The organism is Salmonella sp. SAL04202 (genome assembly GCF_046550775.1).
GTDB lineage: Bacteria > Pseudomonadota > Gammaproteobacteria > Enterobacterales > Enterobacteriaceae > Salmonella > Salmonella enterica.
The window spans coordinates 1-13,353 of sequence record NZ_JBGDXK010000011.1 but is presented as its reverse complement, the minus strand read 5'-3'; the positions used below and the strand labels follow the sequence as shown (position 1 = coordinate 13,353).

The window sequence follows — 13,353 nt, the reverse complement described above, 5'->3', positions numbered from 1 at the left end:
ATGGGATAAATTTAAAGTCACATTTGGATTCAATGTTACAGAAAAAAACAAACCCAATGGTATAAAAATTCAATTTTGAGTATTGTGGATTCTCTACTTTTATTACGCCGGTTGATGGCGTTGACGGGATTTTAGCAAAGTGGTTCTCAAACAAACATAATGTAATTGTCCCAACGCCTTATACATTCGGTCAGGACCCCATTCCTGGCGTCAATATTTATCGTAATACAAAAGCAAAATTTGTTATGGCTAACGGCGGTAATAGTCTTCCCTGTGCGATGGCAAAATATAATGCAAAAACTGGACAATTTATTCATATAACCAGTGATAGTGAGTTTTCACCAATAATACGAGAAACAAGAGTCATAAAAAATAATTCATTTATTCATTAAATTTATAATTACAGATAAAATCAAGAGCCAGCATGGCATTGAAAAATAAAATACGGCTTTTTTATCCGCGCTGATTTTGACTCGAAGAAGAATAACGGTGGCGACAATAATAATAAGACAATAAATAAATATAAGTAATGATTTATGGTGAAGTATATATAACGATAGAAACAATAAAAAAGCGGACAGAACGTTTGAAATGGTTATCTTTTTTGTAAATATCAAAAGACTAAACATTAAATAGATTAATGAAATAATCGCTGGCATTTTCTTTCCTTGTAGGCAAGCGACCCGGGATTCGGTATCCAGCATGAAGCTGGTGGAGGGATAAATGCCCCTCCACCATTTAACGATTACTCGTTATCAGAACCGCCCAGACCTGCGTTCAGCAGTTCTGCCAGGCTTGCAGATGCATCTTCCGCAGTGACCTGCGGTGTTGCTGGCTGCTCGCCCGCGGCGCGACGGCGCATACGATCCTGGTGGTACGCATAACCGGTACCGGCCGGAATCAGACGACCCACGATAACGTTCTCTTTCAGGCCGCGCAGTTCGTCGCGTTTACCCGCAACGGCAGCTTCGGTCAGGACACGTGTAGTCTCCTGGAACGATGCGGCAGAGATGAACGACTCGGTTGCCAGAGACGCTTTGGTGATACCCAGCAGATCGCGGGAGAAGGTAGCCCCCACTTTGCCATTCGCTTCCAGCTCGCGGTTAGCGATCTTGACGCGAGAGTATTCAACCTGTTCGCCTTCCAGGAAGTCGGAACTACCGGCGCTTTCGATGGTGGCTTTACGCAGCATCTGACGAACGATAACTTCGATGTGTTTATCGTTAATCTTAACGCCCTGCAGACGGTATACATCCTGGACTTCGTTAACGATGTAACGCGTCACAGCATGAACGCCACGCAGACGCAGAATGTCGTGCGGCGCTTCCGGACCATCGGAAATCACATCACCACGTTCTACACGTTCACCTTCGAACACGTTGAGCTGACGCCATTTCGGAATCATCTCTTCGTACGGGTCACTACCATCAACCGGCGTAATCACCAGACGACGTTTGCCTTTGGTTTCTTTACCGAAGGAAACGATACCTGCGATTTCAGCAAGGATTGCCGGCTCTTTCGGACGACGCGCTTCGAACAGGTCCGCAACGCGCGGCAGACCACCGGTGATATCCTTGGTACCGCCGGATTCCTGCGGAATACGCGCCAGGGTGTCACCAGAACTGATCTGTACGCCATCTTCCAGCTGTACAATCGCTTTACCCGGCAGGAAGTACTGCGCAGGCATATCGGTACCCGGGATCAGAACGTCATTACCCTGAGCATCAACGATTTTCAGCGCCGGACGCAGATCTTTACCACCGGTAGTACGTTCAGCCGAATCCAGAACCACCAGCGAAGACAAACCGGTCAGTTCGTCGGTCTGACGCGTAATGGTCTGACCGTCGATCATGTCAGTGAAGCGGATGAAACCACTCACTTCAGTGATAACCGGCATGGTGTGCGGGTCCCAGTTTGCCACGGTTTCGCCGCCGGCAACCTGCTCGCCATCACCTTTCGCCATGACAGCGCCATAAGGCACTTTATAGCTCTCTTTGGTACGACCGAATTCGTCGATCAGCTTCAGTTCGGTGTTACGAGAAGTGATAACCAGTTTACCGCTGGAGTTCACAACCGACTTCACGTTGCTGAGCTTGATGCTACCTTTATTTTTCACCTGGATGCTGGATTCAGCAGCCGCACGCGATGCCGCACCACCGATGTGGAACGTACGCATCGTCAGCTGTGTACCCGGTTCACCGATGGACTGTGCCGCGATAACGCCGATAGCTTCACCTTTGTTGATGATGTGGCCACGCGCCAGGTCACGACCATAGCAGTGCGCACATACACCAAAGTCGGTGTCGCAGGATACAACGGAACGCACTTTAACGGCGTCAACGGAGTTTGCTTCCAGCAGGTCACACCACTGTTCGTGCAGCAGCGTGTTGCGTGGAACCAGAATGTCCGCGGTACCCGGTTTCAGCACATCTTCTGCTGTCACACGGCCCAGAACGCGGTCACGCAGCGGCTCTTTCACGTCGCCACCCTCGATAACCGGGGTCATCAGGATACCTTCGTGCGTACCACAGTCATCTTCGGTCACTACCAGATCCTGCGCGACGTCAACCAGACGACGAGTCAGGTAACCGGAGTTCGCGGTTTTCAGTGCGGTATCCGCCAGACCTTTACGCGCACCGTGCGTGGAGATGAAGTACTGGAGTACGTTCAGACCTTCACGGAAGTTCGCGGTGATTGGCGTTTCGATGATGGAGCCATCCGGCTTCGCCATCAGACCACGCATACCGGCCAGCTGACGAATCTGTGCCGCAGAACCACGCGCACCGGAGTCGGCCATCATGTAGATGCTGTTGAAGGAGACCTGCTGCTCTTCCTGGCCGTCACGGTTAATCACGGTTTCGGTTTGCAGGTTATCCATCATCGCTTTGGATACACGATCGTTCGCCGCAGCCCAGATATCGATAACTTTGTTATAGCGTTCGCCAGCGGTTACCAGACCAGACTGGAACTGCTCCTGGATCTCAGCAACTTCGGCTTCCGCTTCAGAGATGATCTCGTGTTTTTTCTCCGGGATGACCATGTCATCAATACCAACGGACGCACCTGAACGCGCTGCATAAGCAAAGCCGGTGTACATCGTCTGGTCCGCAAAAATAACGGTCGGTTTCAGGCCCAGAATACGGTAGCAAGTGTTCAGCATTTTGGAGATCGCTTTCTTGCCCAGCGCCTGGTTGACGATGGAGAAAGGCAGACCTTTCGGTACGATCATCCACAGAATGGCGCGACCAACGGTCGTGTCTTTCAGGCTGGTGTGCGCAACGAATTCGCCGTTTTCATCTTTTTCATATTCAGTGATACGCACTTTAACGCGCGCATGCAGAGAGGCCAGACCTGCGCGATAGATACGCTCAGCTTCTTTCGGGCCAGTCAGCACCATGCCTTCGCCTTTGGCGTTAACACAGTCACGGGTCATGTAGTACAGACCCAGTACCACGTCCTGAGACGGAACGATGATAGGTTCGCCGTTCGCCGGAGACAGGATGTTGTTGGTAGACATCATCAGCGCACGCGCTTCAAGCTGGGCTTCCAGCGTCAGCGGTACGTGAACAGCCATCTGGTCACCATCGAAGTCGGCGTTATAGGCCGCACACACCAGCGGGTGCAGCTGGATAGCTTTACCTTCGATCAGTACCGGTTCAAATGCCTGGATACCCAGACGGTGCAGAGTCGGCGCACGGTTCAGCAGTACCGGGTGTTCGCGGATAACTTCGTCCAGGATATCCCAAACGACAGCTTCTTCGCGCTCAACCATTTTCTTCGCGGCTTTGATGGTGGTGGCCAGGCCACGCAGTTCCAGCTTGCCGTAGATGAACGGTTTGAACAGCTCCAGCGCCATTTTCTTCGGCAGACCGCACTGGTGCAGACGCAGGTATGGACCTACGGTGATTACAGAACGACCGGAGTAGTCAACACGCTTACCGAGCAGGTTCTGACGGAAACGACCCTGCTTACCTTTGATCATGTCGGCCAAAGATTTCAGAGGACGCTTGTTAGAACCGGTGATCGCACGACCGCGACGACCGTTATCCAACAGGGCGTCAACCGCTTCCTGCAGCATACGTTTTTCGTTGCGTACGATGATGTCCGGCGCAGCCAGATCCAGCAGACGCTTCAGACGGTTGTTACGGTTAATGACGCGACGATACAGATCGTTCAGGTCAGAAGTCGCGAAACGACCACCATCCAGCGGAACCAGCGGACGCAGATCTGGCGGCAGAACCGGCAGAACGGTCAGGATCATCCACTCTGGCTTGTTGCCAGACTGTACGAAGGCTTCCAGCAGCTTGATACGCTTGGTCAGCTTTTTACGCTTGGTTTCGGAGTTGGTTTCGTTCAGCTCTTCGCGCAGAGTTTCACACTCTTGCTCCAGATCCATGCTCTTCAGCAGGGCCTGGATAGCTTCCGCCCCCATCTTCGCGTCGAATTCGTCACCGAACTCTTCCAGCGCGTCCAGATACTGCTCTTCAGTCAGGATCTGTTGACGTTCCAGGTTGGTCATACCGCCTTCGATAACCACATAAGATTCGAAGTACAGTACGCGTTCGATATCGCGCAACGGCATATCAAGCAGCAGACCGATACGGGACGGCAGCGATTTCAGGAACCAGATGTGAGCAGTCGGGGACGCCAGCTCGATGTGGCCCATACGCTCACGGCGTACTTTGGTCTGGGTCACTTCAACGCCGCACTTCTCACAAATAACACCACGGTGTTTCAGGCGCTTGTATTTACCGCACAGGCACTCGTAGTCTTTTACCGGCCCAAAGATACGGGCGCAGAAAAGGCCGTCACGCTCAGGTTTGAACGTACGGTAGTTGATGGTTTCCGGCTTTTTAACTTCACCGAAAGACCATGAACGGATCATGTCTGGCGAAGCCAGAGCAATTTTGATCGCATCAAACTCTTCGGTTTTAGTCTGCGCTTTCAGAAACTTTAATAAATCTTTCACGGATTTGCTCCCGTCGGAGTTAGCACAATCTGGTGTCGGGTTTTACCCCGACACCAGTGACCTGTTTGAGCGAGAATTACTCGTCTTCCAGTTCGATGTTGATGCCCAGCGAGCGGATCTCTTTCAACAGAACGTTGAAGGATTCCGGCATACCCGGTTCCATCTGATGGTTGCCGTCCACGATGTTCTTATACATCTTGGTACGACCGTTCACGTCATCAGACTTAACGGTGAGCATTTCCTGCAGGGTGTAGGCGGCGCCGTAAGCTTCCAGCGCCCACACTTCCATCTCCCCGAAGCGCTGACCACCGAACTGCGCCTTACCACCCAGCGGCTGCTGAGTAACCAGGCTGTAAGAACCGGTAGAACGCGCATGCATCTTGTCATCAACCAGGTGGTTCAGTTTCAGCATGTACATGTAACCGACGGTTACCGGACGTTCGAACTGTTCACCCGTACGGCCATCGAACAGGGTGATCTGACCGGAGGTCGGCAGGTCGCCCAGTTTCAGCAGCTCTTTGATTTCCGCTTCTTTCGCACCGTCGAACACTGGTGTGGCAATCGGCATACCTTTGCGCAGGTTTTCTGCCAGACGCAGCACTTCATCATCGCTGAAGGTGCTCAGGTCGACTTTCTGACGAACGTCGGCGCCCAGATCGTAGGCACGCTGGATGAATTCGCGCAGTTTGGCGACTTCCTGCTGCTGTTTCAGCATGGCGTTAATCTTGTCGCCAATACCTTTCGCAGCCATACCCAGGTGGGTTTCCAGAATCTGACCGATGTTCATACGAGACGGTACGCCCAGCGGGTTCAGTACGATGTCTACCGGCGTGCCGTTTTCATCGTAAGGCATGTCTTCGATCGGGTTGATCTTAGAGATAACACCCTTGTTACCGTGACGACCTGCCATCTTATCACCCGGCTGGATACGGCGTTTAACGGCCAGATAGACCTTCACGATCTTCAGCACGCCCGGCGCCAGATCGTCGCCCTGGGTGATTTTACGGCGCTTCGCTTCAAGTTTTTTCTCGAACTCGTGTTTCAGTTCGTCATACTGCTCAGCCAGTTGTTCCAGCTGATTTTGTTTCTCTTCGTCGGTCAGACCGAGTTCCAGCCAGCGGTCGCGCGGCAGTTTGTCGAGCTTCTCAGCTTCAACGCCGCCGGACACCAACACCGCACGGATACGGCTAAACAGGCCCGCTTCGAGGATCTGCAGTTCTTCAGACAGGTCTTTTTTCGCCTGCTTGAGCTGCATCTCTTCGATTTCCAGAGCACGTTTGTCTTTTTCTACGCCATCGCGAGTAAAGACCTGAACGTCGATAACCGTACCGGAGACACCGTTAGGTACGCGCAGAGAAGAGTCTTTAACGTCAGACGCTTTCTCACCGAAGATCGCACGCAGCAGTTTCTCTTCCGGCGTCAGCTGGGTTTCACCTTTCGGCGTCACCTTACCGACCAGAATGTCGCCGCCGGTCACTTCCGCGCCGATGTAAACGATACCGGATTCATCCAGTTTGGAGAGCGCAGCTTCACCCACGTTCGGGATATCAGCGGTGATCTCTTCCGGCCCCAGCTTGGTGTCACGGGACACGCACGCCAGTTCCTGAATGTGGATGGTGGTGAAACGGTCTTCCTGGACAACACGCTCGGAAACGAGGATGGAGTCTTCGAAGTTGTAGCCGTTCCACGGCATGAACGCCACGCGCATGTTCTGACCGAGCGCCAGTTCACCGAGGTCGGTGGACGGACCGTCTGCCAGCACGTCGCCGCGTTCAACCGGCTCGCCCAGAGACACACATGGCATCTGGTTGATACAGGTGTTCTGGTTAGAGCGGGTGTATTTGGTCAGGTTATAGATGTCGATACCCGCTTCGCCCGGGTACATCTCGTCTTCGTTAACTTTGATAACGATACGGGACGCATCCACGTACTGAACAGTACCGCCACGTTTAGCTACTGCAGTAACACCGGAGTCGACGGCGACAGCACGTTCCATACCGGTACCCACCAGCGGCTTGTCAGCGCGCAGAGTCGGAACCGCCTGACGTTGCATGTTCGCACCCATCAATGCACGGTTGGCGTCATCGTGTTCCAGGAACGGGATCAGGGACGCACCGACGGAGACCACCTGCTGGGTGGAAACGTCCATGTAGTCAACCTGGTCGCGGCTGAACAAGCTGGATTCGCCTTTGCTACGGCAGGTCACCAGATCTTCTACAAAGTGGCCTTCGTCATCCAGGTTGGAGTTCGCCTGAGCAATAACGTAGTTGCCTTCTTCGATAGCAGACAGGTAATGAATTTCGTCAGTAACCACGCCATCAACCACACGACGGTACGGCGTCTCAAGGAAGCCATATTCGTTAGTCTGTGCGTACACGGACAGGGAGTTGATCAGACCGATGTTCGGACCTTCCGGCGTTTCGATAGGACATACGCGACCGTAGTGAGTCGGGTGTACGTCTCGAACTTCGAAGCCTGCGCGTTCGCGGGTCAGACCGCCTGGGCCGAGTGCGGAGATACGACGTTTGTGCGTAATCTCAGACAGCGGGTTGTTCTGGTCCATAAACTGAGACAGCTGGCTGGAACCAAAGAACTCTTTCACTGCGGCGGAAATCGGCTTGGCGTTGATCATATCCTGAGGCATCAGGGTATCCAGATCGCCCAGAGACAGACGCTCTTTCACCGCACGCTCTACACGCACCAGGCCAACGCGGAACTGGTTTTCCGCCATTTCGCCGACGGAACGGATACGACGGTTGCCGAGGTGGTCGATATCATCCACTTCGCCTTTACCGTTACGGATATCGATGAGCTTCTTCATGACATCAATGATGTCGTCTTTGCTCAGGATACCGGAACCTTCGATTTCGTCGCGCAGCAGAGAACGGTTGAACTTCATACGACCCACCGCAGACAGGTCATAGCGGTCTTCGGAGAAGAACAGGTTCTCAAACAGGCTTTCAGCCGCTTCACGAGTCGGCGGCTCACCAGGGCGCATCATGCGGTAGATTTCTACCAGCGCGCTCAGACGATCGTTAGTTGGGTCGACGCGTACCGTTTCAGAAATGTACGGGCCGTGGTCCAGATCGTTGGTAAACAGCGTTTCGATACGTTTGTGGCCGGACTGGCTCAGCTTAGCCAGCAGATCCAGGCTCAGCTCCATGTTCGCCGCGCAGATCAGCTCGCCAGTGGATTCGTCAACGTAGTCTTTAGAGACGACTTTACCTGCGATGTACTCAACCGGAACTTCGATATGCTTGATATCGTCTTTTTCCAGCTGACGGATGTGACGCGCGGTAATGCGACGGCCTTTTTCAACGTACACTTTGCCGTTAGCTTCGATATCGAACGACGCGGTTTCGCCACGCAGACGTTCTGGAATCAGCTCCATCTGCAGCTTGTTGTCGCGAATTTCGAAGACGACTTTCTCAAAGAACAGGTCAAGGATCTGCTCAGTGGTGTAGTTCAGCGCACGCAGGATGATGGTCGCAGGCAGTTTACGGCGACGGTCGATACGCACGAACAGGTTGTCCTTCGGATCGAATTCGAAGTCCAGCCAGGAACCACGGTAAGGAATGATGCGCGCGTTATACAGCACTTTACCCGAAGAGTGGGTTTTACCTTTGTCGGAGTCAAAGAAGACGCCCGGACTACGGTGCAGCTGAGAAACGATAACACGCTCAGTACCGTTGATAACAAAGGTACCGTTGTCGGTCATGAGCGGGATTTCGCCCATGTAGACTTCTTGTTCTTTAATGTCTTTAACGGTGCCTTCCGGCGCTTCGCGCTCGTAGATCACCAGACGCAGTTTTACGCGCAGCGGTGCGGAATAGGTCACGCCACGGATCTGACATTCCTGAACGTCAAACACCGGTTCGCCAAGGCGGTAGCTGACGTACTGCAGCTCGGAATTACCGCTGTAGCTCTGAATCGGGAACACGGAACGGAAGGCTGCTTCCAGGCCGTACTGCCCTTCAGGATCTTGCTCGATAAACTTCTGAAACGAGTCAAGCTGGATAGAAAGGAGATAAGGTACATCCAGAACTTGTGGACGTTTACCAAAATCCTTACGAATACGTTTTTTCTCGGTATAGGAGTAAACCATAGGGTTCCTCAGCTCGCTGACAAGTCGACCCATCTGTCCTGCGGGGGACAGTTTGTGCAACACTATTTTGTTGACCGGAAAATGGATACTTTCCGCAATGCCTGTTGCTATCACGCTTAAACCATTTCATTGCGATTTACACAGAACGTACGCTCTGTCGCAGTATATTAAGTCGTCGATAGAAACAAGCATTGAAAGGCACAGCAGTAGTCAAACAGTGTGAAACGCTACTGGCGCCTTACAGCGCAAAAAGGCTGGTGACTAAAAAGTCACCAGCCATCAGCCTGATTTCTCAGGCTGCAACCGGAAGGGTTGGCTTATTTAACTTCAACTTCAGCGCCAGCTTCTTCCAGAGATTTTTTCAGTGCTTCAGCGTCATCTTTGCTCACGCCTTCTTTCAGAGCGGCCGGAGCAGATTCTACCAGGTCTTTAGCTTCTTTCAGACCCAGGCCAGTTGCGCCACGTACTGCTTTGATAACAGCAACTTTGTTAGCGCCAGCAGCTTTCAGAATTACGTCGAATTCAGTTTTTTCTTCAGCAGCTTCAGCCGGGCCAGCAGCTACAGCTACAGCAGCAGCAGCGGAAACACCGAATTTTTCTTCCATTGCAGAAATCAGTTCTACAACGTCCATTACGGACATAGCGGATACTGCTTCAATGATTTGATCTTTAGTGATAGACATTTAAATTGTTCCTGAATATCAGAATAAGTTTATACGTAAGCAAATGCTTGATAAAGACAACTGCGATTACGCAGCTTCTTTTGCATCGCGTACAGCAGCCAGTGTGCGAACCAGTTTGCCAGCCGAAGCTTCTTTCATGGTTGCCATCAGGCGTGCAATTGCTTCTTCGTAGGTCGGCAGAGTTGCCAGGCGGTCGATCTGAGACGCCGGGATCAGCTCACCTTCAAAGGCTGCAGCTTTGACCTCAAATTTTGCATTCGCTTTCGCGAACTCTTTGAACAGACGAGCAGCAGCGCCCGGGTGTTCCATAGAGTATGCAATCAGGGTCGGACCAACAAACGTGTCTTTCAGGCACTCGAACTGAGTACCTTCAACGACGCGACGCAGCAGGGTGTTACGAACAACACGCATGTATACGCCAGCTTCACGACCTGCTTTACGCAGTTCAGTCATTTTATCTACAGTTACGCCACGGGAATCCGCAACTACTGCAGACAGCGCGCCTTTGGCTACTTCGCTGACTTCAGCAACAATCGCTTGTTTGTCTTGAAGATTTAAAGCCATTAGCTTTGCTCCTGGATGTTTGCCGGAACTCATGTTCCGGAACTCACTTCACTCATCTCAACGAGAAGAGCGTCTTAATACGGTGAGCAGAAACAAGCCAGAGTATCAAAAATAATCTTAGCGTTCTGTCACCGTCTACGCAGGGGATTAAGCCTCTTGCGAGACGCCTGCGGTCTTCGACGGAGGCCTGGATAGGCCAGGCTCCAACGAACAAATTCTTTCTATGACTTCGTCCTTTGAACCGCAGCTGTGTTAGCTGCGCTCGTTCACACCAGTCACATAGTTAACTATGCTCCTGGCGATTCACTCACTTGCTGCCTTGCTGCAATTCAAATGACTCGCATAGTGCTCTGTTATATTTCAACAGAATCGTGGGGGTAAGATTGTAGACAAAATCACCGCCCACGTAAAGACTAATCTTAGTTCGCAGATGCGCTCAGACCAGCCTGATCAACGGCAACGCCAGCACCCATGGTGGTGGAGATGCTAACTTTCTTGATGTACACGCCTTTCGCCTGGCTCGGTTTTGCTTTTTTCAGCGCAACCAGCAGAGCTTCCAGGTTTTCTTTCAGTTTGTCAGCGTCAAAGTCCACTTTACCGATGGTGGTGTGGATGATGCCGTTTTTGTCGTTACGGTAACGAACCTGACCTGCTTTAGCGTTCTTAACCGCTTCAGCAACGTTCGGAGTTACGGTACCGACTTTCGGGTTTGGCATCAGGCCGCGCGGACCCAGAACCTGGCCCAGCTGGCCAACAACGCGCATTGCATCCGGGGATGCGATAACAACGTCGAAGTTCATTTCGCCTTTCTTGATCTGGTCAGCCAGATCTTCCATACCTACCAGCTCAGCGCCAGCAGCTTTAGCTGCTTCAGCGTTCGGGCCCTGGGTAAATACGGCAACGCGAACAGAACGGCCAGTACCGTGCGGCAGTACAGTCGCGCCACGAACGTTCTGGTCAGATTTACGAGCATCGATGCCGAGGTTAACGGCAACGTCAACGCTTTCGTTGAATTTAGCAGTGGCCAGCTCTTTCAGCAGGGCAATAGCTTCGTTGATGTCGTACTGTTTGGTCGCATCAACTTTTTCACGGATCACGCGCATACGCTTGGTCAGTTTAGCCATTTCTTAGTCCTCCACTACCAGGCCCATGGAACGTGCAGTACCTTCGATGGAGCGAGTCATCGCTTCAATGTCGGCACCGGTCATGTCGGCAGCTTTGGTCTGCGCGATTTCCTGCAGCTGAGCGCGGGAAATTTTACCTACTTTGTCTTTGTTCGGCTTGCCGGAACCAGACTTGATACCAGCCGCTTTTTTCAGCAGAACAGCTGCCGGAGGCGTTTTGGTAACGAAGGTGAAAGAACGGTCAGCGTAAACGGTAATAACAACCGGAATCGGCAGACCTTTTTCGATGGAATCCGTTTTTGCGTTGAACGCTTTGCAGAATTCCATGATGTTCACACCCTGCTGACCCAGTGCTGGACCAACCGGCGGACTCGGGTTCGCCATACCAGCTGCAACCTGCAGCTTAACGTAGGCTTGTACTTTCTTAGCCATTCTAAATTCCTCGAATTGGGTAGTATCGCTTCAAAGAAGCTCCCCGTGATAAATATCGCTTTATGGGCATAAGGCCCATAAAAACAAAAGGCGCGAAATTGTATGTCAATTTCGCGCCCTATGCAACGATTAGATCGCTGCTTTTTTGATCGCAGCCTTACGCTTTCTCAACCTGGCTGAAGTCCAGCTCTACCGGGGTCGCACGACCGAAGATAGAAACAGACACTTTCAGGCGAGACTTCTCATAATCGACTTCTTCGACAACGCCGTTAAAGTCTGCGAACGGACCGTCGTTAACACGAACCATTTCACCCGGTTCAAACAGAGTTTTCGGCCGCGGCTTATCGCCAACCTGCTGCAGGCGGTTCATGATCGCATCGACTTCTTTGTCGCTGATCGGCGCCGGACGGTCAGAGGTACCGCCGATAAAACCCATCACACGCGGCACGCTACGCACCAGGTGCCAGCTTGCGTCGTTCATGACCATCTGGACCAGAACGTAACCCGGGAAGAATTTGCGTTCGCTTTTGCGACGCTGGCCGCCACGGATCTCAACGACTTCTTCAGTCGGCACCATGACTTCGCCAAACAGCTCTTCCATATTGTGTAATTTGATATGCTCGCGCAGCGATGTGGCTACGCGGCCTTCAAAACCGGAAAACGCCTGAACGACGTACCAGCGCTTTTTAGGTGCTTCAGACATCTCAGAACCTCAGGCCAGTGATAAAGGATACCAGGCGAACCAGAATACCATCCAGTCCCCACAGGATCAGTGACATAACTGCGGTAACCGCAGCGACGATCAGCGTGGTGTGCAGCGTTTCCTGGCGAGTCGGCCAAATGACCTTACGGACTTCGGTTCTCGCTTCACGGGCAAAAGCAACGGTTGCTTTACCTTTTGTCGTCAACAGCGCGACACCACCCGCTGCAGCAATCAGAATTACTACGGCCAGCGCACGCAGCGGCAGCATCATGTCGCGATAGAGGTAGTTGCCGACGATTGCGACGATCAGCAATATGGCAACAACTATCCACTTCATCGCTTCCAGGCCGCGCCCGCTCCCTTGAGCTTCGGTATTCGCACTCATAAACCAACCTGTCAGAAGTATTCTACAAACATTTTCACCCCGCAATCGCGAGGCAATCCAAATCGAAACGCTTATTCGCCTTTCGGATTATACGCCCTCTACAGAGCCTGTCTCAGCAATGATTATGACAAATAAAATCACTGATGAGCCAGGTTCTGGTGTGAAAGCGTGCAAAAAGGGCATCAAATGATGCCCTTTTATTGCGCATTGCGTCAAATGTTATCAGCGATTAGCCGAGAACTTTAGCAACAACGCCCGCGCCAACGGTACGGCCGCCTTCACGGATTGCGAAACGCAGACCGTCGTCCATTGCGATCGGGTGGATCAGGGTAACAACCATTTTGATGTTGTCGCCCGGCATTACCATCTCTACGCCTTCCGGCAGTTC

10 protein-coding genes and 1 pseudogene are annotated in these 13,353 nt (G+C 52.2%); 1 reads left to right on the top strand and 10 read right to left on the bottom strand.

From position 1 onward, the window contains the following. Window positions 1–101: 101 nt before the first annotated feature. Entirely contained in the window at window positions 102–392 is a 291-nt protein-coding gene (locus ACLJQJ_RS22770) for a cytoplasmic protein (RefSeq protein ID WP_223229635.1), read from the top strand. Here ACLJQJ_RS22770 and ACLJQJ_RS22765 read toward each other — a convergent pair. The 10 genes and pseudogenes from ACLJQJ_RS22765 to tuf all read right to left on the bottom strand — a co-directional run. Further along, complete coding sequence (locus ACLJQJ_RS22765) at window positions 378–704, bottom strand: hypothetical protein (protein WP_077950926.1); 327 nt, start codon at window positions 702–704, stop codon at window positions 378–380. The two genes, ACLJQJ_RS22770 and ACLJQJ_RS22765, sit on opposite strands and share 15 nt — an antisense overlap. A 41-nt stretch (window positions 705–745) precedes the next feature. Next, window positions 746–4,969: a DNA-directed RNA polymerase subunit beta' gene (gene rpoC / locus ACLJQJ_RS22760; protein WP_000653965.1), complete on the bottom strand. Its 4,224-nt coding sequence runs from the start codon at window positions 4,967–4,969 to the stop codon at window positions 746–748. Window positions 4,970–5,045: 76 nt separating this feature from the next. Beyond that, a complete protein-coding gene (gene rpoB, locus ACLJQJ_RS22755) occupies window positions 5,046–9,074 on the bottom strand; it encodes a DNA-directed RNA polymerase subunit beta (RefSeq protein WP_000263105.1) in 4,029 nt (1,342 codons plus the stop codon). A 317-nt stretch (window positions 9,075–9,391) separates the two neighbouring features. After that, entirely contained in the window at window positions 9,392–9,757 is a 366-nt protein-coding gene (gene rplL, locus ACLJQJ_RS22750) for a 50S ribosomal protein L7/L12 (protein ID WP_000028882.1), read from the bottom strand. A gap of 66 nt (window positions 9,758–9,823) precedes the next feature. Continuing rightward, complete coding sequence (gene rplJ / locus ACLJQJ_RS22745; RefSeq protein WP_001207203.1) at window positions 9,824–10,321, bottom strand: 50S ribosomal protein L10; 498 nt, start codon at window positions 10,319–10,321, stop codon at window positions 9,824–9,826. 419 nt (window positions 10,322–10,740) lie between these two features. Beyond that, window positions 10,741–11,445, bottom strand: a complete 705-nt coding sequence (gene rplA, locus ACLJQJ_RS22740; RefSeq protein WP_001096676.1) for a 50S ribosomal protein L1 — start codon at window positions 11,443–11,445, stop codon at window positions 10,741–10,743. Between the two features lie 3 nt (window positions 11,446–11,448). Further along, window positions 11,449–11,877, bottom strand: coding sequence for a 50S ribosomal protein L11 (gene rplK / locus ACLJQJ_RS22735; RefSeq protein WP_001085926.1), 429 nt, complete (start codon window positions 11,875–11,877; stop codon window positions 11,449–11,451). A 157-nt stretch (window positions 11,878–12,034) separates the two neighbouring features. Next, window positions 12,035–12,580: a transcription termination/antitermination protein NusG gene (gene nusG / locus ACLJQJ_RS22730; RefSeq protein ID WP_001287521.1), complete on the bottom strand. Its 546-nt coding sequence runs from the start codon at window positions 12,578–12,580 to the stop codon at window positions 12,035–12,037. 1 nt (window position 12,581) lies between these two features. Then, window positions 12,582–12,965, bottom strand: a complete 384-nt coding sequence (secE, locus tag ACLJQJ_RS22725) for a preprotein translocase subunit SecE (RefSeq protein ID WP_001275691.1) — start codon at window positions 12,963–12,965, stop codon at window positions 12,582–12,584. Window positions 12,966–13,194: 229 nt separating this feature from the next. Then, window positions 13,195–13,353 (bottom strand): annotated as a pseudogene (gene tuf, locus ACLJQJ_RS22720) (elongation factor Tu); the annotation flags it as partial.

Coding starts and splice junctions, on each gene's coding strand:
- ACLJQJ_RS22765 (WP_077950926.1), bottom strand. CDS start 704: ATGCTGGATACCGAATCCCGGGTCGCTTGCCTACAAGGAAAGAAAATG.
- rpoB (WP_000263105.1), bottom strand. CDS start 9,074: ATGGTTTACTCCTATACCGAGAAAAAACGTATTCGTAAGGATTTTGGT.
- rplL (WP_000028882.1), bottom strand. CDS start 9,757: ATGTCTATCACTAAAGATCAAATCATTGAAGCAGTATCCGCTATGTCC.
- rplJ (WP_001207203.1), bottom strand. CDS start 10,321: ATGGCTTTAAATCTTCAAGACAAACAAGCGATTGTTGCTGAAGTCAGC.
- rplA (WP_001096676.1), bottom strand. CDS start 11,445: ATGGCTAAACTGACCAAGCGTATGCGCGTGATCCGTGAAAAAGTTGAT.
- rplK (WP_001085926.1), bottom strand. CDS start 11,877: ATGGCTAAGAAAGTACAAGCCTACGTTAAGCTGCAGGTTGCAGCTGGT.
- nusG (WP_001287521.1), bottom strand. CDS start 12,580: ATGTCTGAAGCACCTAAAAAGCGCTGGTACGTCGTTCAGGCGTTTTCC.
- secE (WP_001275691.1), bottom strand. CDS start 12,965: ATGAGTGCGAATACCGAAGCTCAAGGGAGCGGGCGCGGCCTGGAAGCG.